Origin of the sequence: Uliginosibacterium paludis (genome assembly GCF_039631355.1) — a bacterium.
Lineage (GTDB): Bacteria > Pseudomonadota > Gammaproteobacteria > Burkholderiales > Rhodocyclaceae > Uliginosibacterium > Uliginosibacterium paludis.
Map to the genome: position 1 here is coordinate 339,210 of NZ_JBDIVF010000003.1, position 19,466 is coordinate 358,675.

General features: G+C 63.5%; 13 protein-coding genes. 2 read left to right on the forward strand and 11 right to left on the reverse strand.

The annotated features are described in order from the left end of the window. Nucleotides 1-56: 56 nt before the first annotated feature. Nucleotides 57-923 carry a UDP-2,3-diacylglucosamine diphosphatase gene (locus ABDB87_RS10410; protein WP_345926678.1) on the reverse strand — a complete coding sequence of 289 codons (867 nt, stop codon included), beginning with the start codon at nucleotides 921-923 and terminating at the stop codon, nucleotides 57-59. A gap of 139 nt (nucleotides 924-1,062) precedes the next feature. On the opposite strand from ABDB87_RS10410, the gene ABDB87_RS10415 reads away from it, so the two are divergent. Together ABDB87_RS10415 and ABDB87_RS10420 are read left to right on the forward strand one after the other, a co-directional pair. Further along, nucleotides 1,063-4,818, forward strand: a complete 3,756-nt coding sequence (locus tag ABDB87_RS10415) for a DUF748 domain-containing protein (protein WP_345926680.1) — start codon at nucleotides 1,063-1,065, stop codon at nucleotides 4,816-4,818. A 109-nt stretch (nucleotides 4,819-4,927) separates the two neighbouring features. Beyond that, on the forward strand, nucleotides 4,928-7,207 hold the full coding sequence (locus ABDB87_RS10420) for a GGDEF/EAL domain-containing response regulator (protein ID WP_345926682.1): 2,280 nt from the start codon (nucleotides 4,928-4,930) through the stop codon (nucleotides 7,205-7,207). Here ABDB87_RS10420 and pabB read toward each other — a convergent pair. The 10 genes from pabB to cysT all read right to left on the reverse strand — a co-directional run bounded on the left by pabB (nucleotide 7,204) and on the right by cysT (nucleotide 19,371). After that, nucleotides 7,204-8,994 (reverse strand): aminodeoxychorismate synthase component I, encoded by a 1,791-nt coding sequence (gene pabB, locus ABDB87_RS10425; RefSeq protein WP_345926684.1) that lies wholly within the window; start codon nucleotides 8,992-8,994, stop codon nucleotides 7,204-7,206. The two genes, ABDB87_RS10420 and pabB, sit on opposite strands and share 4 nt — an antisense overlap. A 6-nt stretch (nucleotides 8,995-9,000) precedes the next feature. Next, nucleotides 9,001-10,230, reverse strand: a complete 1,230-nt coding sequence (locus tag ABDB87_RS10430; protein ID WP_345926686.1) for a transglycosylase SLT domain-containing protein — start codon at nucleotides 10,228-10,230, stop codon at nucleotides 9,001-9,003. Nucleotides 10,231-10,554: 324 nt separating this feature from the next. After that, nucleotides 10,555-12,372: a translational GTPase TypA gene (typA, locus tag ABDB87_RS10435; RefSeq protein ID WP_345926688.1), complete on the reverse strand. Its 1,818-nt coding sequence runs from the start codon at nucleotides 12,370-12,372 to the stop codon at nucleotides 10,555-10,557. Nucleotides 12,373-12,575: 203 nt separating this feature from the next. Further along, nucleotides 12,576-13,724 (reverse strand): methionine aminotransferase, encoded by a 1,149-nt coding sequence (locus ABDB87_RS10440; RefSeq protein WP_345926690.1) that lies wholly within the window; start codon nucleotides 13,722-13,724, stop codon nucleotides 12,576-12,578. Nucleotides 13,725-13,793: 69 nt separating this feature from the next. Further along, nucleotides 13,794-14,327: an RBBP9/YdeN family alpha/beta hydrolase gene (locus ABDB87_RS10445; protein ID WP_345926692.1), complete on the reverse strand. Its 534-nt coding sequence runs from the start codon at nucleotides 14,325-14,327 to the stop codon at nucleotides 13,794-13,796. A 47-nt stretch (nucleotides 14,328-14,374) separates the two neighbouring features. Further along, nucleotides 14,375-15,382, reverse strand: coding sequence for a sulfate ABC transporter substrate-binding protein (locus ABDB87_RS10450; RefSeq protein WP_345926694.1), 1,008 nt, complete (start codon nucleotides 15,380-15,382; stop codon nucleotides 14,375-14,377). A 197-nt stretch (nucleotides 15,383-15,579) separates the two neighbouring features. Further along, nucleotides 15,580-16,518 carry a CysB family HTH-type transcriptional regulator gene (locus tag ABDB87_RS10455; RefSeq protein WP_345926696.1) on the reverse strand — a complete coding sequence of 313 codons (939 nt, stop codon included), beginning with the start codon at nucleotides 16,516-16,518 and terminating at the stop codon, nucleotides 15,580-15,582. A 2-nt stretch (nucleotides 16,519-16,520) separates the two neighbouring features. After that, on the reverse strand, nucleotides 16,521-17,624 hold the full coding sequence (locus ABDB87_RS10460; RefSeq protein ID WP_345926698.1) for a sulfate/molybdate ABC transporter ATP-binding protein: 1,104 nt from the start codon (nucleotides 17,622-17,624) through the stop codon (nucleotides 16,521-16,523). After that, complete coding sequence (gene cysW, locus ABDB87_RS10465) at nucleotides 17,621-18,529, reverse strand: sulfate ABC transporter permease subunit CysW (RefSeq protein ID WP_385917868.1); 909 nt, start codon at nucleotides 18,527-18,529, stop codon at nucleotides 17,621-17,623. The genes ABDB87_RS10460 and cysW overlap by 4 nt, the downstream gene beginning before the upstream one ends. Next, nucleotides 18,529-19,371, reverse strand: coding sequence for a sulfate ABC transporter permease subunit CysT (cysT, locus tag ABDB87_RS10470; RefSeq protein WP_345926700.1), 843 nt, complete (start codon nucleotides 19,369-19,371; stop codon nucleotides 18,529-18,531). Before cysT ends, cysW begins: the two co-directional genes overlap by 1 nt. Between the last annotated feature and the right edge of the window lie 95 nt (nucleotides 19,372-19,466).

A 19,466-nucleotide genomic window follows, 5' to 3' on the forward strand; every position in this document is an offset into this window, starting at 1 on the left:
CGGTGTGCCCTGAAATCGCAAAGCCTGTGCAGCGGAACAACACCGGCGGCCTGCGCTCAGTGCCGGTGCTGTTCCGGCTGCAGCAGCGCAATGCCGGCTTCCGGCATGACTGATGCGGCGATCTCTTCGACGAGTGCTTCGGTAGCGGGCTGCGGTTCCGCAGGCGTGGCCGTTAAACCGGCGAGGCGGGCGCTGCGCCATTCCACGAGTTCCATGCCGCCATCGAAGTGCTCGACGATGGCCGTACAGCTATCCACCCAGTCCCCGCAGTTGATGTAGGTGATGCCCTGGATCTGGCGGATCGTGGCCGCGTGGATATGGCCACAGATGACACCGTCCACGCCTCGCTCGCGGATGGCCCGCACCACGCAATCCTCGAAATCGAAGATGAAACTGACGGCGCTCTTGACCTTGCGTTTGGCATAACCTGCCAGCGACCAGTAACCTGCCATGCGCAGTCCGCGGCGCAGGATGGACAGCCAGGCGTTGATGCGGACCAGCGCGTTGTAGGCCACATCGCCGAGCAGCGCGACCCAGCGGTGATGACGCGTGACCTGATCGAACTCATCACCATGAATCAGCATGTAGCGCTTGCCGTCTGCCGCCACGTGCAGATGCTCATGCTTGAGTTCGATGTCGCCGAAGCGGATGCCGCAATGCTCGCGCAGGGCCTCGTCGTGATTGCCGGGAATGAACGTCACCTTCACGCCCTTGCGGGCAGAACGCAGAATTTTCTGAACGAAAGTGTTCTGTGCCGGCGTCCAATGAACACCCCGGCTCATGGCCCAGAAATCGATGATGTCGCCGATCAGGAAGATCTGTTCGGCTTCATAGTGGCGGAGGAAATCGAGCAGGCTGTCTGCCTGGCAGCCCCGGGTGCCGAGGTGAATGTCGGAGAGGAAAATCGAGCGGACCTGAGTCATGGGCCGGAGGCACGAGCGGAATGATCTGCCGGCGCAGCCTACGCAGAGAGCGTGACATTCTGATTACATCCGCCCCGCGCGGTTGGATGGTGAGAAAATGCGGCGCAGTGTCCGCCACAGAGAAATCCGGGAGATCGATTTGACTACACATCGCGTCCAGTTCAGGCAGCTTTCACCCCGCGCCCGGGGTGTCCTGAAAAAGGCACGCTACGCAGCCTATGCGTTTGTCGTACTGCTGCTGCTCGCCTGGCTGGCCTTGCCGCCGGTGATCCGGTGGGGGATCGAGAGCCGGGGCAGCGAAGCGCTCGGACGCAGGATGACGGTCGAGTCCGTGCAGTTCAATCCCTTCCGCCTGTCTGCCGAGCTGAGCGGCCTGCGGATCGCCGAAGCGGATGGCCAGCAGGACTGGATCCGCCTGGGCAGCGTGTCTTTCAACCTTTCCCTGTCATCCCTCTGGCATCGCGCGCTCGTGCTCGACGCGCTGCGCATCGACCAGCCGAGCGTGCGGATCCTGCGACTCGAGGGCGCCCGCTTCAACTTCAGCGACCTCGTCGAGCGCTTTGCGAGCGCGCCGCAGGCTCCCGCCTCCGAGCCGCTGCATTTTTCGGTCAACAACATCGAACTTCATCAGGGCACGCTCGAGTTCGATGACCGCCCGGCAGGGCGCGTTCATCATGCCGAAGCGATCAATCTGGGCCTGCCGTTCATCTCCAATCTGCCGGCCCGTGTGGCAATCGACGTGCAACCGCTGCTCGAAGCCCGGATCAATGGCAGCCCCTTCAGTCTCAAGGGCGAAGTGCGCCCCTTCAGCACGCCTCGCGAAGCCACGCTGGATCTCGCTTTCGACGCGCTCGATCTGTCGAGTTACCTCTACTACATCAAGGATGCCATTCCCCTGGGGATCCAGAAGGCGGTGGTGAAGTCCGGTCTGCATCTGGTCTGGCGCGAGGCGGCCGACGCCCGGCCGGCCAGTCTGGGGCTCAGTGGCACGGCCTCGCTGTCCGATCTCGTGGTGCAGGACAAGGCGGGTGCGCCGCTGCTGAGTGTGGGCGCGCTGGAAGTCGATATTGCCGCGCTCGAACCGCTGGCCAACCCGGTCCGGGCCGATTTTCGCCAGATCCTGCTCAAGTCGCCCCAGGTCGATATCCATCGTTTCGGCAATGGCGAGCTCAATCTGAGCCGTGCGTTCGCTGCCGGCGAGGGTGGGAAAAAGCCTGATGCGACACCCGCAAAATCTGGTCCGGTTGAGGCCTCCCGGCCGGTTGTCACCGCACCGGCAGCCAGCCCGTCCGAGCCGGCAGAGGTGAAGATCCAGCGCTTCGAGTTGCAGGATGGTGTGGTGCGCTGGTTCGACGAAGCCGTGCCGGGCACTTACCGGCAGACGCTCAAGGATCTCTCGGTCGTGGTGCAGCGGCTCGATCTGAGTGGCAAGGCGCCTGCCGCGCTCACGGTTCGGGGCAAGGGGGAGCAGGGCGAATCGCTTGAGCTCAACGCCGCGGTGGGAATCAAGACTCTGCAACTGGGAGGCGAAATCAGTGCGGCCGGTTTGCAGCTCGGCGCGCTGAGCCCGTATTACCAGGCGGTGATCGGTCGCGCGCGGCTGGGCGGTGAAGCGACACTCAAGGGGCGCTTTGCCGCGGATTTCAGCAAGGAAGCCTCGGCGCTGAAGCTCGAGGATTTCTCGCTGGACCTCAAGTCCTTTGCACTGTCGGATGGCAAGTCCAAAGATACGCTGCTCTCGATGGCCAGCTTCGGCCTCCGGGAGAGCAGCCTGGATCTGGCCCGGCAGGAGCTGAAGATCGGCGCACTGGAGTCAGCCGGCGGCGCACTGCGCATGGACCGCAGCAAGACCGGACGTATCAATCTGCTTGATGTGCTTCAGGACGCTGCGGAAGCCGAAGGCAAGGAAGTGCTCGTCAAGGCCGAGGAGGCCTTGCGCAAGGCGCCCGAGAAAGCGAAGGAAGCAGGCGTTGCGCCCGATGGGGCGAGCGAGGCGAAGCTCGCCCGGAAGCCTGCCGAATGGGTCATTACCCTTGGCAAGGGTCAGCTTGCCGATTGGCGCGCGAGCCTGGTCGACCGGACCGGGCTTGAGCCCGTCAAGGTGGAGCTGAGCGCGCTGGGCCTGAAAATCCATGACTGGAGCAGCAAGGCGGGCAGCGAGGCCGGTCTGGTGTTCGACAGCCTGGTGAATGGCAAGGGAACCTTGCATGCCGACGGCAAGCTCGCCAGCGTGCCATTCCGGGCCGGATTCAATCTCCGGCTTGACGGTGTCGACATCCTGGCGGCTCAGCCCTATGTCGATGATCTCTACAAGATCCTGATCACGCGGGGCCAGATTTCGGGCCAGGGCCGGCTGCAAGTCGATACCGCCGCCAAGGGCGGTGTGGATGTGCGCTACGCAGGCAGTCTGGCCGTGGATAATTTCAATGCGCTTGACCGTCTGAACGAAACGGATTTCATGCGCTGGAAGCGGTTCTCCGTCGCTGGCCTGAAGTTCCAGACTCAGCCGCTGACCTTGCAGAGCACCGAAGTGAGGCTCAACGACTTCTTTACCCGCTTGATCCTGGACGACAAGGGGCGGCTGAACGTGCGCGAGCTCGGTGCGGACGATGAACCGCCCGTTGCCGCCGCTTCGGCTCCAGCCAGTGCGCCGGGGAACAAGGCGGTCGCGGTGCTGCCGCCACCTGCCAGCCCGCCTCCGGTCGTGGAGATCGGCAAGATCGTGCTGGCCGATGGCAGCATCGTCTATTCGGATCACTTCGTGAAACCCAATTACGAAGCGCGCCTGATGGCGCTCAACGGCGAGATCGGCGGGCTTTCCTCGAACCCCGAGAAGCTCGCGAAGCTGGGGCTCAAGGCCAGCATGGATGGCGCCGCCCCGGTCAATATCACCGGCACGCTCAATCCTTTCCGGCAGGATCGCCTGCTGGACATCGAGGCTCAGGTGCGTGACGTCGATCTCACCAGTGCGTCGACCTATGCTGGCCGCTATGTGGGCTACGGGATCGACAAGGGCAAGCTCTCGATGGACGTGCATTACGAAATCCGCGAGCGGCGGCTCACTGCCAGCAACCGGGTGAAGCTCGATCAGCTGACCTTCGGTGACCGGGTCGAGAGCCCTCAGGCAACCAAGCTCCCGGTCCTGTTTGCCGTCTCCCTGCTCAAGGACCGCAACGGCGTGATCGACGTCAATCTGCCGATCTCGGGCTCGCTCGATGATCCGCAGTTCTCGATCGGCTCGGTGGTGTTGCGGGTCATCACCAACCTCATCAGCAAGGCGGTGACGGCTCCCTTTGCCTTGCTGGGCTCGGCCTTTGGCGGCCACGCTGAGGAGCTGGCCTTCATCGACTTCGAGGCGGGCAGCAGCGTGCTGAGTGCCAAGGCGCTGAAGAAGCTCGCAGACCTGTCCAAGGCCCTGACCGACCGGCCTTCACTGTCGCTCGATGTCAGCGGCCGGGCTGATCCGGCAGCGGACGCCAGCGCGCTCAAGCGCATCCGCATGGAAAACGCGATGCGCGCCCTGAAGGCGGAGCAACTGGTGCGACGCGGGCAATCGATCAACGAGGTCGCCAGCCTGCCGATTTCCGCCGAGGAATATCCGGTGCTCCTCAAACAGGTGTACGAGCGTACCAAGATCGACGCACGGCAGCGCAACGTGATCGGCCTGCTCAAGTCGGTGCCGACGGAGGAGATGGAGCGCCTCCTGCTGGGCAGCTACGTCATCTCCGAAGAAGATCTCCAGGCGCTTGCCCGGGATCGGGCCGGCGCCGTGAGAACCTGGCTGCTGGACCAGGGCAGGATTGCGTCCGGTCGGATCTACATGACGGCAGCGGAGGCCACCTCGGCTCAGGATGGAAAGTCTGCCCAAGCCAGGGTTGAATTTGCCCTGCACTGAAAACTCGGGGTTTACGCGAAAGTTTTGCGGAATGCTGCCGTTATGAAGAGCTGGTTCGTGCAGGGAGGATCCCCCTGACGGTGCCCTGATACATCACGGAGAGGTCGGCATGGCGGCTCGATTCGATACGGAGACTTGTGCTGAAGCGCTGGCAGCCGCAGGCGGGCTGCATGACGACCCGCCCGTCTCGTTCCGGAGTGGTCCGGAAGACGCCGCGCCGGATCTGCCGGGCCAGGCAAAGCCCTGGCGCATCCTGGTGGCCGACGACGATCCGGAGGTGCATTCGGCCACGATGTTCGCGCTGGCGAAGGTGCTTATTGATGGGCGTTCGCTCGAGCTGCTGCATGCACACAGCGCCGCCCAGGCTGAAGCCGTGCTGCGCAGCGAGACGGACATCGCGGTGGCCATGCTCGATGTGGTCATGGAAACGCCGGATGCGGGTCTGCAGCTCGTGGCGCTCATTCGCGATGAACTTGGTCTGGATGCAATGCGCATCGTGTTGCGTACCGGTCAGCCGGGTTATGCCCCGGAGCTGAAAGTCATCCAGCAGTACGACATCAATGATTACCGGACCAAGTCCGAACTCAGCCGGACCCGGCTCGTGACCACGCTGACGGCTGCAGTCCGGGCATATGACCAGATCGAATCCGAGCGCGCCGCAGGCCGGGCCATGGATGCGCTGGCCCGTTCCTCCGGTACGCTCTTCCAGTGTCGCGACGGGCAGTCCTTCGCCGGAGCCGTGCTGCACCGTCTGGGCTCGGTGCTGGGCGGCAGCTTCGATGCCTTTGTGGCCATGGAGGGCTGCGCGTCGGCGTCCGAGGCGCAGGGCATGCACATCCAGATTGCTTCAGGGCGGTTTTCCGGCGTCGAAGGGCGCCTGGTCGAGCAGGTCGGCGACATCGAGCTGATCCGTTCGGTACGACGGGTCATGGCGGCCCGTACCAGCGTGTTCGAGTCGGGACGTTTCACGCTCTGGATCGGCAACGGCAGCCGCGATGCGGTCGTGGTGGTCGATCATGCCGAAGCGATGAGGCCGCTCCAGCGCAAGCTCATCGGCATCTTTGCCGAAACGCTGGGCGTGGTGTTCGAGAATGTCGATCTCATCGAGCGGCTCGAGTTCTTTGCTTTCTGCGACCCGCTGACGCGCTTGCCGAACCGGACCCGATTCATCTCGGAAGTGGACCAGGATCTCTTCGCACACCCCGGCGCCGCGCGCTCCCTGCTGATCGTCGATGTTCTCCGCTTCTCCGCCTACAACGAAAACCTCGGTCTCCGCTGTGGCGACACGCTGCTAGGCGCCATTGCCCGGCGCCTGCGTGGCATGTTCGCCCCTGGCGTGCTGGTGGCCAGGATCGGAGCCGACGCGTTTGCAATTTACGGGCCGGATGGCGAAATCCAGCCGACCGGCATCTATCGGGCGTTTGACGCACCGTTTTTCGTTCACGGTCATGTGGTCGAAGTCAGGCTTCATATCGGGCAGGTGCGGGTGGCAGACTGCAAGGGCAATGCGGTCGAGCTGCTGCGCAATGCCAGTCTGGCCCTCAATGCGGCCCGCCACAGCGGCAATGGCTGTGCGCGCTGTTTTGACGAAAGCATGGCAGATGCGCTGCAGCAGCGCACCCGGATGCTTCACGGCCTGCGTGCCTCCGTCGATTTCCGGCGCGGGCTTGGCCTGCACTATCAGCCGCTGGTGAGTGGTCGTGACGGTCGCGTGCTGGCGATCGAGGTCCTGGCGCGCTGGCGCAGTGAATCCGGCGAGAGCGTGCCGCCTGCCGTTTTCATTCCGCTGGCAGAGCAGTCCGGCCTCATCAACGAACTCGGCCGATGGACCATGGAGCAGGCGATCGAGCGACTCGCCCGGCTGCGCAGCGCGGGCTGGCCCGAGCTTGGTCTCGTGATCAACATCTCCGGTGTGCAGTTGCGCAACGCCGACTTCGTCTCGCAACTCGCTGCACTGCTTGAGATCAGCGCACTGCCCCCGGCCTGCATCACGCTCGATCTGGGCAAGGACATCCGCGAAGAGACGCCGGAGCTTCTGAGCCGGCAGTTCGCCGCGCTGCAGGCGCTTGGCGTGAAACTGGCGCTGGATGATTTCAGCCCCTTGCTGGCGGCGCCTGAAGCGCTTTCCGGATGGCCGATCCAGACGCTCAAGCTCGCATTGCCCGAGACTCCGGCGGGTTCAGGCGCTGAGCACAGCCTGCCGTTCGTTGAATCCCTCAGACAGCTTGCACGGCTGCGCGGTCTCGATTTCGTCGCAAAAGGTGTGGAGCAGGCCGAGCAGGCCAGGGCTCTGAGCGAACTCGGTTGCGACGGCATGCAGGGATTCCACTTCGCGGCGCCGATGCCGGGTGAAAAGCTGGAGGCCTGGCTGCGTCAGCGTAGCCATTAAGGCTGCAACCGGACCTCGACCAGGCCGCGCAAGGCGTTACCCAGCCAGATGCGATCCGCGCGGACAAGGTCCTCCGGATACAGCACAGCCTCCCTTGCCGTACCCTGTTTGAGCAGCGAGGCGCGCAGTACGCCGGGCAGCACACCGCACGAGAGCGCAGGCGTGAGCAAGGCTCCGTCACGTTCGATGAAGAGATTGCTGCGCGCACCTTCGGCAAGCTCACCACGCCGGTTGCAGAACAGCAGATCGAACAGCCCGCGCTGGGTCGCGAGCTTCAGTGCATCGTCATAGAACACGCGGGCGGTGGTCTTGTGGCAAAGCCTGGGGTCCGTTTCGTCCAGAGCCCAGTCCGCGAGCGCGAAGAGATTTTCCGGGGGCAGGGGCGTGAGCGGGGCTGTTTCGATCTCGAAGCTGCCATTTCGTGCAAGAAGCAGGCGGACACGCACGGGCGTCTTCGCCAGGCGGTCTTGCAACCGGGCGAATTCTGCTTCGATCCGGTCTGGCTCATGCGCAAAGCCCAAGGTGTGTGCAGATCGCTCGAGCCGGGCAAGATGTCCTGCCAGCAAGGGAAACCGGGTGCCATCCCAGCGCAGGGTTTCGATCAGACCGAGGCTTTCGGCGGTCTGCCGGGCAAAGGCCGCCTTCGCGAGGCACTCCTGATACTCGGCGACCGGATTCGAGTCGGCCACGATGCCACTGCCGGTATTCAGGCGGCAGCGGCGATCGGCGCTGACCATGAGTGTCCGGATCGGCACATTGAGGCTGAAGTCGCCGTCCGGTGCCAGCCAGCCCAGCGCACCGCAGTAGAGGCCGCGAGCGTCGTCTTCCAGTTCCCCGATGATCTGCATGGCCCGGATTTTCGGTGCGCCCGTGACCGAACCGCAGGGAAACAGCGCCGACATCGTGGTCGCGAAGTCGGCTTCTGCCGGTTCGGCATGGATCGACGAGGTCAGCTGAAAGACGCTGGCATAGGTTTCGAGCTCGAACAGGCGCGCCACGCTGACGCCACCGGCGGGCGTCAGCCGGCCCAGGTCATTCCGGATCAGATCCACGATCATCAGGTTTTCGGCGCGCTCCTTGTCCGAGGCAAGGAGTGCGGCAGCGTTCGCGCTGTCCTGCGCCGGATCCGCATGGCGTGCAGCGGTACCTTTCATGGGCCGGCACGAGAGGCGTTTGCCTTTGCGCTCGACGAAGAGCTCGGGGGAGCGCGAGAGCACCCAGTCCGTGCCGTCGTGAATCAGCACGCCATGGGCGACGGGCTGGGCTTCGCGCAGACGCTGGAACAGCGCCAGGGGATGGCCATAAATGGCGCCATCAAACGGAAACGTCAGGTTGATCTGGTAGCAGTCGCCGGCCTGGATATAGGCAAGCACGCGGCGGACCGCCGTTTCGTGCCGCGCGGCTGACCAGCATGGGTTCAGGGCGAGCAGGCCGCCGTCCCGTTCCTGAGGCGTCAGATGCCCCAGCCTTGCTGCCCACCAGGCGTCGAGTTCGGACCCTGCCAGATCCTGTTTGCGTCTGAAGATCCAGGCACGAGCCAGCGGCATGCTGGCAGGGGGGGCGGGCAGACTGTGTTCGAGCGCATGGCCCAACTCATAATGCGCAGCCAGTGCCAGCCAGTAGCCCGAGGCGAGTGCCCGCCGGATTTCAGCAAAAAAAAACGCGGCCTGGGCCGGATCACTCAGCAGAAGGCTGCCGGCGCAGTCTTCCAGAAGGCGCGCGGAACCGGGATGCGCGAGATTGTTTTCGAACAGCGCGAACGGCTGTCCGGGGGCTGCTCCGGTCATCCGGCCTCAGCCCCGGGCCGCCTTGCTGCCGTGTTTCGGAGCCGTTGCTGAAGTCTTGCGAACCTTGTTTTCGCTGCGCTTTCCCGCCGTTTTTGGTTCGCTTGCGGCAGGTTTGGCCGACGCTTTGGCAATGCTCTTGCGAACCGTGCGGGTCGGCGCTTTCTTCGCCACAGGGCCTGCCGCCGGCGGTTCGACGATGGCGGTTACGTCGGTAGCATGTGGAATGAGGAGCGTGTAACCCGCAGCCAAGCGGGCTTTGGCCGGCAGGCCATTGGTCTTGCGCAACGATTCGGCACTCAGGCGGAGTCGCTGGGCAACCTGCTCGACGCGTTCGGCCCGCGGCAGTGAGTAGGTCTTCCAAGTCACCAGCGGGCCACCGTGGGCCGCAAGGTTTTCCTTGAATTTCTGGGCATTGCGGACCGGCAGGATCAGGTCCGCATCATGACTGCCAGGAATGACAGGCCGGTTATAGGCCGGGTTGAGTGCCAGAAAATCGGACATGGGCATTTCGGCGAGTCGGGCCGCGAGCTCGAGATCGATGCCCTGGCTGCGTTCAACCGTCACGAAATAGGGTTCGTTCGGGATATCCGGCAGGGTGATGCCGTATCTGGCGGGATTCGCCACGATCATCTTGATTGCCTGCAGCTTGGGTACGTACTGACTGGTTTCGGCCGGCATGCGCAGGCTGTTGAAATCCGTTGGTCGCCCGGCATTGCGATTGGAGTTCACGGCGCGCAGCACCGAGTTTTCACCCCAGTTATACGAGGCCAGGGCCAGGTGCCAGTCGCCCTGCAGTTCATAGACGGCCTGCAGGTAGGTCAGTGCAGCTTCGGTGGAGGCCAGGATGTCGCGGCGCTCATCCACCCACCAGTTCTGCTGCAGGCTGAAATCCTTGCCTGTCGAGGGAATGAACTGCCACAACCCGGCCGCCTTGGCGGGCGAGAAGGCCATCGGATTGAAAGAGGACTCTACCAGTGGCAGCAAGGCCAGCTCGGTCGGCATGCCGCGTTTTTCGAGCTCCGACACGATGTGGTAGAGGTACTTCCGGCCCCGGTCCAAGGTGTTGTAGACCGTTTGCGGATGAGCCTGGAAGGCCGCCAGGTGACGGTCTACGTTGGCGTTGTCGAGGTCCTGCATGCCGAACCCGCGGCGGATGCGTTCCCAGATGTCACTTGACTGGGCGGTGAGGTCGACAGTCGCAACGGGGGGCGGAAGGATGTCGTTGTTCGGGCGCACATTGGCGACCGGAGCCGCATTCTGGGCAGCCCTGGGTGCGCTCGCATGCCGCACAACCGCTGCGGGACGAGCAACGGGGGCTTCCTGTGTGCCGGCACCTTCAGGCGCCGGTGCGGGAGCGTCGGGCACGGGCAGCGTCGAACAACTGCAGGCAAGAAAAATACTGGAGATGACAAGCAGTGTGCGCGAAAGCAAGGCGACGCTCCCATGAAGCATTGAGCGGGCATTTTACGGACGAGCACCGCAAAATGCGTTTCATGTTTTTTATGACGTTTTTGCGGCAGAAGGCACCGGCGCAGATGCCTTCTGCCGTTCAGGCTCCGATCAGAGCTCTTCGGCGCGGGCCGCGCGCTTGCGCTCGTGCTCCTTGAGGTGACGTTTGCGCAGGCGGATCGATTTCGGCGTGATTTCGACGAGTTCGTCATCAGCAATGAATTCGATGGCGGACTCCAGCGTCAGCTGGATGGGCGGCACCAGGCGTACGGCTTCGTCGGTGCCGGAAGCGCGGATGTTGGTCAGCTGCTTGCCCTTGATCGGATTCACCACCAGGTCGTTGTCACGCGAGTGGATGCCGATGATCATGCCTTCGTACACCGGGTCATTGTGGGTCGAGAACATGCGGCCGCGATCCTGCAGCTTCCAAAGTGCGTAGGCCACGGCGGTGCCGTCGTCCTGGCTGATCAGCACGCCGTTGCGGCGCTCGCTCATGGTGCCGGCCACCGGTGCATATTCGTCGAACACGTGGCTGGCAAGCCCCGTGCCGCGGGTCAGCGTCATGAATTCGCCCTGGAAGCCGATCAGACCACGGGCGGGGATGCGGTATTCGAGACGCACGCGGCCCTTGCCGTCCGGCGCCATGTCCTGCAGTTCGCCACGGCGACGGCCGAGTTCTTCCATCACGCCGCCCTGGTTGTCTTCTTCCACGTCGACGGTGAGCATTTCGTAGGGCTCGCACTTCACGCCGTCGATTTCCTTGAAAACCACGCGCGGGCGGCCCACGGCCAGTTCGAAGCCTTCACGACGCATCGATTCGAGCAGCACGGTAAGGTGGAGTTCGCCGCGACCCGAAACTTCGAACACGTCGGCGTCGTTGGTGTAGGTCACGCGCAGCGCGACGTTCTTGAGCAGTTCCTTTTCCAGGCGCTCGCGGATCTGGCGGCTGGTGACGTACTTGCCTTCGCGGCCCGCCAGCGGTGAGGAGTTCACCATGAAGTTCATGGTGAGCGTGGGTTCGTCAACCGCGATGGGCTTGAGGCCTTCGAGCTTTTCCGGGTCGCAGAGGGTCACGCCGATGCCGACCTGCTCGATGCCGGAGACCAGCACGATGTCGCCCGCTTCCGCGGATTCGGAGGACTTGCGCTCCAGGCCTTCAAAGGTGAGGATCTGACTGATCTTGGCCTTGCCCTTGTTCTCGGCGCCGTACATCACGACGACTTCCTGGTTCGGACGGATGCGACCACGCTTGATGCGGCCGATGCCGAGCTGACCGATGTAGGTGGAGTAGTCCAGCGAGCAGATCTGCAGCAGCAGCGGGCCTTCGGAATCCACTTCGGGTTGCGGCACATGGCGCAGGATGGCGTCGAACAGCGGCTTCATGTCGGTGCCGGGCTGGTCAGCGTCGAGCATCGCGAAACCGTTGAGTGCGGAGGCATACACGACCGGGAAGTCGAGCTGCTCGTCGGTAGCACCGAGCTTGTCGAAGAGGTCGAAAGTCTGGTCGATCACCCAGTTCGGGCGCGCGCCCGGACGGTCGATCTTGTTGATCACCACGATGGGCTTGAGCCCCATGCCCAGTGCCTTGCGGGTCACGAAACGGGTCTGCGGCATCGGGCCTTCCACGGCGTCAACCAGCAGCAGCACGGAGTCAACCATCGACAGCACGCGCTCCACTTCACCACCGAAGTCGGCGTGCCCCGGGGTGTCGACGATGTTGATGTGGGTGTCGCCGTACTGGATGGCGCAGTTCTTGGCCAGGATGGTGATGCCGCGTTCCTTTTCCTGGTCGTTGCTGTCCATCACGCGCTCGGCAACCTGCTGGTTCTCGCGGAAGGTGCCGGACTGGCGGAGAAGCTGGTCGACCAGCGTGGTCTTGCCGTGGTCGACGTGGGCAATGATGGCAATGTTGCGGATGGCGCGGCTCATGGTAACTTTCTGGCTATCGGGGGTATGTAGGCGGGTCAGCCAACCAAGATGGCCAGACCACAAAGCCCCCCATTCTATCATGCCGACGGTGCGCCTCCATGTCCGCATTCGGGCTAGCCCCGGTCCGTCGCCCGCGCTGCCCGCCGCAGTCCGTTGCGCTGGCCGCCTGCTGACCGGGACTGCCGGGTTGGGGCGGCAGACTTTCAGCCCAAGGCTTTCAGCTTCTCAAGAGCGGCTTCAAGCGTGGCGTGCTGCTTGGCAAAGCAGAACCGGACGATCCGTTCCCGTGATCCGTGCTCGCTGAAGGGAGACAGCGGGATGCTGGCCACCTTGTGTTCGATGGTCAGCCAGCGGGCGAAATCCACATCTTCAAGATCCGGCCGGATGGCGGAGTAATCGGCAAGCTGGAAATAGGTTGCGGCCGAAGGGATCAGCCGGAAACCCGCTGCTTCGAGTCCGGCGGCGAGCAGATCGCGCCGTGGCTGGAAAAATGCGGGCAGGCTCTGCCAGCTCTGGCTGAGGCGCAGATAGGCCGCCAGAGCATGCTGCGCAGGGCTATTGACCGCGAAGACGAGAAACTGGTGGAGCTTGCGGAACTCGTTTGTCAGCCGGGCCGGCGCGACGCAGTAGCCCACTTTCCAGCCGGTCGCATGGAAGGTCTTGCCGAAGGAATAGACCGCGAAGCTCCTGTCGCGCAGACGCGAGTGGGCGAGCACGCTGCGATGGGGCTGTCCGTCGAACACCAGGTGTTCATAGACCTCGTCGGCCAGCACGAGCAGGTCGTGAGCTTCCGCAAGGTCGGCCAGGGCGTCGAGATCGGCCGCTGGCAGATTGCTGGTCGCCGGGTTGTTGGGGTTGTTGATCAGGATGAGGCGGGTGCGCGGCGTGATTTGCCGGGCAATGAGCGCCCAGTCTGGCCGGAAGTCCGGCGCGGGCATCGCGATGCGGACGGCCTTCGCGCCCTGCGCCTGGATCGCCGGTGCATAACTGTCGTAGCTTGGGTCCAGCACGATGGCTTCATCTCCCGGATGCAGCACGGCAGCGATGGCAGTGTAGAGCGCCTGGGTCGCACCGGCCGTCACGGTGATTTCCGTCGCAGGGTCGAACTCAAGGCCATGCTGGGCATGAAGCTTCGCGGCAATGGCATCCCTCAGCGCCGGCAGTCCTGCCATCGGCGCGTACTGGTTGTGGCCCGCGCGGGCGGCTTCGGCGAGAGCGTTCAGCAAGTCCGGGTCACAGGGATAGTCCGGGAAGCCCTGGGAGAGGTTGATGGCCTGATGTTCGGCCGCGAGCGCACTCATCAGTGTGAAGATGGTGGTTCCGACGTCGGGCAGCTTGGAGGCGAGTTTCATGCGGAGTCCGGAAGGCAAAAGCTCGCCGCTAACTTATACGTTTCGAAGCTGGCCTGGCAAACCGTGTCTTCATTCGGTGAAGCCGCCGCGGGGCATGGCTTGATGCGTGTGTTGCAACGCGAGGAAGAGGGTGAGGAGCTCCGGCCACTCGCCGGCCCCCTGTGCCTCCGGTTCGGCGTGATCGGGGCGGTAGAGGCGCAGCCCGCAGCGTTCTGCGAGATAGGCCGCCGAGGTCAGACGCAGGGCGGAGTCGTGCGGGCGTGCAATGACGGCGCCGGGGATGCCCGGGTTTCTGACCCGATCAGGCGGATAACCGAAGTGCTCGGGTGCTGCGGGGGCAACGAGCAGCATGCCCAGCAGGCGTGAGGAAGCCGGCGCGGGGAGATTCAGTGCGGCCAGGGCGCCGAAGTCTCTGGCGATGAGCCAGCAGGGTGCGTCCAGGTGATCGAGTGCGTGCGAGAGCGCTTGTGTCCAGATGGTGAGGTCGGGCTGGCCGGGCTGGCTCATGACAAGGCGGGAGGCCTTGTCCAGGGTTGCACAGAGCCAGCCTTGCCAGTTACGGCCCCGATCGTTCAGACCGGGGACTATCAGCGTCGTGCTCATGACAGGTCATCAGGCAGGGGCGCCGGAGCGCCCCTTGCCTGACTGCCTCAGCGGATGCTGATCTGGTCAAACACGCCGCCGTCGGCGAAGTGCGTTTTCTGCGCCTTCTGCCAGCCACCGAAGACTTCGTCGATGGTCACGAGCTTGACCTTGGCGAACTGGTTCTCGTACTTCTTGGCAATGGCCGGATCAATCGGGCGATAGTAGTTCTTCGCGGCGATTTCCTGCCCGACCGGGCTGTACAGATAGTTCAGGTAGGCTTCGGCCACCTTGCGGGTGCCACGCTTGTCGACCACCTTGTCGACCACCGAAACCGGCGGCTCGGTCAGGATGGAGAGCGAAGGCGTCACGATGTCGAACTTGTCCGGTCCGAGTTCCTTCACCGCCAGATAGGCCTCGTTTTCCCAGGCGATCAGCACGTCACCGATGCCGCGTTCGACGAAGGTGGTGGTCGCGCCCCGTGCGCCGGAATCCAGCACCTTGACGTTGGCATAGATCGACTTCACGAACTCGCGTGCCTTGGTGTCATTGCCGCCCGGTTGCTTGAGCGCGTAGGCCCAGGCGGCCAGATAGTTCCAGCGTGCGCCACCGGATGTCTTGGGGTTCGGCGTCACGATCTCGATGCCCTTGCGCGGCAGGTCGTTCCAGTCCTTGATGCCCTTCGGATTGCCTTTCCTGACCAGCAGCACGATGGTCGAAGTGTAGGGCGAGGCGTTGTGGGGCAGGCGGCTCTGCCAGTTTGCGGGGATGGATTTGGCGATGCTGGAGATCTCGTCGATGTCATAGGCCAGCGCGAGCGTGGTGACATCGGCCTCCAGACCGTCGATCACCGAGCGGGCCTGCTTGCCGGAGCCGCCGTGAGACTGGCGGATGGTGACCGTTTCGCCGGTCTTGGCTTTCCAGTCGGCAGCGAAGGCCTTGTTGAAGTCTTCATACAACTCGCGCGTCGGATCGTAGGAGACGTTGAGCAGGCTGACGTCTGCGAGGGCCTGGCCGGCACCAAGAAGGCCGATCAGGGCTGCTGCGGCCAGACGTTTCGGGAAACCGGATTTCATGTTTTTCCTTTCGTTTGAGAGTTCGGGCTGACAGGAAGACTGTATGGGAGCTCGCTTATCAGACAAACGAATAAAAACTGAATTGCTAATAAGATATTGGCAGGGTCCGCTGCCGCTCAGAGGAAAGAAAACGGGCGCATCGCCGTGATGGCAATGCGCCCGACAAGGACAGCGAGGAGACAGCAGTCGTGATCCGTTCAGAAGCCGTTTTCGCGATGTGGCGCGACGGCCGCCCTGACGTTCGGTTCGGTCAGTTCCGGCGAGCACAATTCCATGAAGCGCAGCGTGAAACCGCGCAGGTAGTGACCGCGCCTGACCGCGATCCGCGTCGTGTTGCGGGCAAAGAGATGGGAGGCGTCGATCAGCCGCAGGTCGTGATCCTTGAGCGGATTGAAGGCACCGGGCGCGATGATGCCGACGCCGAGTCCCAGCTCCACATACGACTTGATGACATCCGCATCGAGCGCGGACATCACGATATCCGGCGCCAGGCCCGCTTCGGCGAAGGATCTGTCGATCTTGCTGCGTCCGGTAAAACCGCTGTGATAGGTGATCAGCGGATGTTCGGCGAGCTGGGCCAGCGTGATCTCGGCGGCTTCGAGCAGGGGATGGCCGACCGGCACGACGATCGCATGGTGCCAGTCGTAATATGGAAAGGTGACCAGCTCCGCTTCCGCGTCAACCGCTTCGGTCGCGATGCCGATATCGGCTTCTCCCGAGATCAGCTGCTGGACGATTTCCTGCGGGCTGCCCTGATGCAGGGCGAGATGCACCTTCGGATACTCCTGCTTGAAGGCTTTCACCACGCCGGGCAGTGCGTAGCGCGCCTGGGTGTGGGTGGTCACGACCGTGAGCTGGCCCTGGTCGCACTGGGTGAATTGATCGGCGAGCTTCTTGATGTTGCGGGCGTCCAGCAGCATGCGTTCGACGATCACCACCAGTTCCTTGCCTGGCTCGGTGAGCCCCAGCAGACGCTTGCCGCGGCGGATGAAAAGCTCTACGCCGAGCTCGTCTTCAAGATCCTTGATGTGTTTCGAGACACCCGGTTGAGAGGTGAAGAGGGCGTTTGCCACCTCGGTAAGGTTGAAGTTCTGCCGTACGGTTTCGCGGACGATCCGCAATTGCTGGAAGTTCATGTTCAGTGCGCTCCTGCGCTGGCCGCAAGTCGTGGCGACGGGTCCGGAAACACGCGCAGCCGGGAAGGCAGCAGGCGGACTTCGCGGCCGGCCTGCAGCTGGAGCTCGATCAGGCGCTCCAGCGACAACTCCACTTCATGATGCTGCAGACGCTGCTCGGCGTCATGACGTTCGAGTTCCACGCGCGCGGTGAGTCCCAGCGCCTGGATGCGTGACACGCGGGCGCGCAGCCCGCCTTCCACACTCAGGTCTGTATCGATTTCCAGTTCGTGCGGTCGCGCAAAGGCGATCACCTGCGCTCCGGCATCGATGCCATGTGTCGTTTGCGAGAAAGCCTGCCGGTCGACTTCCAGCGCCTGCTCGCCAGCACGGCCGTGGAAGAGATTGACCGCCCCCAGAAAGCCATACACGAAAGGAGTCTGGGGTTCGCGCCAGACTTCTTCCGGCGTGCCGATCTGCTCGACCTTGCCCTGGTTCATCAACACGATGCGGTCGGCCACTTCCAGTGCTTCCTCCTGGTCATGGGTCACGAAGATGCTGGTGATGTGCAGCTCGTCATGCAGCCTGCGCAGCCAGCGGCGCAGCTCCTTGCGCACCTTCGCGTCGAGCGCGCCGAAGGGCTCATCCAACAGCAGCACCCGCGGCTCGACAGCAAGGGCCCGGGCCAGTGCGATCCGCTGACGCTGGCCGCCGGAGAGCTGGGAAGGAAAACGGTCGGCCAGCCATTCGAGCTGGACCAGCTTCAACAGATCGGTGACCTTGCGGCGGATGAACTCTTCGGACGGGCGCTGGTCGCGAGGCTTCACCCGCAGTCCGAAGGCCACGTTGTCGAAGACGCTCATGTGGCGGAAGAGTGCGTAATGCTGGAACACGAAGCCCACATTGCGATCCCGCACATGGGTGGCTGATGCGTCCTGTCCGTCCAGAATCACATTGCCGCCGTCGGCTGTCTCAAGGCCAGCGATGATCCGCAGCAGGGTGGTCTTGCCGCAGCCGGACGGGCCGAGCAGGGCGACCAGTTCGCCGCTCGGGAAGTCGAGAGAAACCTGATCGAGTGCGGTGAAACTGCCGAAGCGTTTCTGGATGTTCCTGACCTGGATGCTCATTGCACGGATTCCTTGTTTTGGTCATTGGCGGCAAGGGCGGCGCGCCAGTCGATGAAGCTTTTCAGCACGAGGGTGACGAGGGCCAGCAGGGCCAGCAGGGACGCCACCGCAAAGGCGGCCGCAAACTGGTACTCGTTGTAGAGAATCTCGATCTGCAGGGGCAGGGTGTTGGTGAGGCCGCGGATGTGGCCGGAGACCACGCTCACTGCGCCGAATTCACCCATCGCCCGGGCATTGCTGAGCACCACGCCATAGAGCAGGCCCCAGCGGATGTTCGGCAGCGTCACATGCCAGAAGGTCTGCCAGCCGCTGGCGCCCAGCACGATGGCGGCTTCTTCCTCATCCTTGCCTTGCGCCTGCATCAGCGGAATGAGCTCGCGAGCCACAAACGGAAACGTGACGAACACGGTGGCGAGCACGATGCCGGGCACCGCGAACACGATCTTCAGGTCATGTTCGGCCAGCCAGGGTCCAAGCCAGCCCTGGCTGCCGAAAAGCAGGATGTAGATCAGACCGGCCACGACCGGCGAGACGGAGAAGGGCAGGTCGATCAGGGTGATCAGGAACTGCTTGCCGCGGAACTCGAAGCGCGCGATGGCCCAGGCAGCGGAGACGCCGAAAACCAGATTGAGCGGCACCGCAATCACCGCCGCGAGCAGGGTGAGCTTTACCGCCGAGAGGGCATCGGGCTCGATGATGGCGGCGAGATAGACGTCCCAGCCGCGGCGCAGTGCTTCCACGAAAACCGTGACCAGCGGCAGCAGCAGGAACGCCGCGAAGAACAGCAGTGAAATGCTCACGATGAGCCACTTCACCGCAGCGCTTTCGCGCGTGGCGGTGTTGTCTTCGTAATGGCGACGGCTCGAGACGGCGGCGAGGGCCGGATGAGCAAGGGTGGCAGACATCAGGCTTTCCTTCCGATGCGGCGGGCCGACCAGGCCTGCAGGCTGTTGATGACAAAGAGCAGCACGAAGGAGGCGGCCAGCATGACCGTGGCAATGCCCGTCGCGCCCGAGTAGTCGAACTGCTCCAGCTTGGTGATGATCATCAGCGGCGCGATTTCGGACACCAGCGGAATGTTGCCGGCAATGAAGATCACCGATCCGTATTCGCCGACGGCGCGCGCGAAGGCCAGCGCGAAGCCGGTCAGCAGCGCGGGCAGCAGCGCCGGGAAGAGCACATGACGGAAAGTCTGCCAGCGCTTTGCTCCGAGACTCGCGGCCGCTTCCTCGAGCTCGACCTCGAGGTCTTCCAGTACCGGCTGCACCGTGCGTACGACAAAGGGCAGACCGATGAAAATCAGCGCGATCAGCACGCCCCAGGGCGTGAAGGCGATGCGGATGCCGTGCTCCGCGGCCAGGCTGCCGACCCAGCCCTTGGGCGCGTAGATGGCGGTCAGCGCGATACCAGCCACGGCGGTCGGCAGCGCAAAAGGCAGATCGATCAGCGAATCGACCAGCTTGCGGCCGGGAAATCGGTAGCGCACGAGTGACCAGGCCAGCAGCAGTCCGAAAACCGTGTTGATGGCGGCCGCGACCAGGGACGCGCCGAAGGAAAGCCGGAAGGACGCCAGCACGCGCGGCGAACTGACCGAGGCGATGAAATGGTCCCAGCCGCCGCCGGCGGTCTTGATGAAGACGGCTGAAAGCGGGATCAGGACGATCAGCGAAAGATAGACCAGGGTGTAGCCCAGGGTCAGCCGGAAGCCGGGGAGGACGGCATTGTTCGTGTTCTGTCGGGAGGCCATGATGCTGTGGGGATAAGCGATGGCCCAGAGTCTATGTGCAGTGTTTTAGATAAAGAACCAAGAAAAAACGCGTTGCTTATTCTTTTTCTGAGTAA

Bases quoted from the DNA above. Each gene is read 5' to 3' on its own strand.
- cysT (WP_345926700.1), bottom strand. From the start codon at position 19,371: ATGGCCTCCCGACAGAACACGAACAATGCCGTCCTCCCCGGCTTCCGG.
- pabB (WP_345926684.1), bottom strand. From the start codon at position 8,994: ATGACCGGAGCAGCCCCCGGACAGCCGTTCGCGCTGTTCGAAAACAAT.
- typA (WP_345926688.1), bottom strand. From the start codon at position 12,372: ATGAGCCGCGCCATCCGCAACATTGCCATCATTGCCCACGTCGACCAC.
- cysW (WP_385917868.1), bottom strand. From the start codon at position 18,529: ATGTCTGCCACCCTTGCTCATCCGGCCCTCGCCGCCGTCTCGAGCCGT.
- ABDB87_RS10445 (WP_345926692.1), bottom strand. From the start codon at position 14,327: ATGAGCACGACGCTGATAGTCCCCGGTCTGAACGATCGGGGCCGTAAC.
- ABDB87_RS10440 (WP_345926690.1), bottom strand. From the start codon at position 13,724: ATGAAACTCGCCTCCAAGCTGCCCGACGTCGGAACCACCATCTTCACA.
- ABDB87_RS10450 (WP_345926694.1), bottom strand. From the start codon at position 15,382: ATGAAATCCGGTTTCCCGAAACGTCTGGCCGCAGCAGCCCTGATCGGC.
- ABDB87_RS10460 (WP_345926698.1), bottom strand. From the start codon at position 17,624: ATGAGCATCCAGGTCAGGAACATCCAGAAACGCTTCGGCAGTTTCACC.
- ABDB87_RS10420 (WP_345926682.1), top strand. From the start codon at position 4,928: ATGGCGGCTCGATTCGATACGGAGACTTGTGCTGAAGCGCTGGCAGCC.
- ABDB87_RS10410 (WP_345926678.1), bottom strand. From the start codon at position 923: ATGACTCAGGTCCGCTCGATTTTCCTCTCCGACATTCACCTCGGCACC.
- ABDB87_RS10455 (WP_345926696.1), bottom strand. From the start codon at position 16,518: ATGAACTTCCAGCAATTGCGGATCGTCCGCGAAACCGTACGGCAGAAC.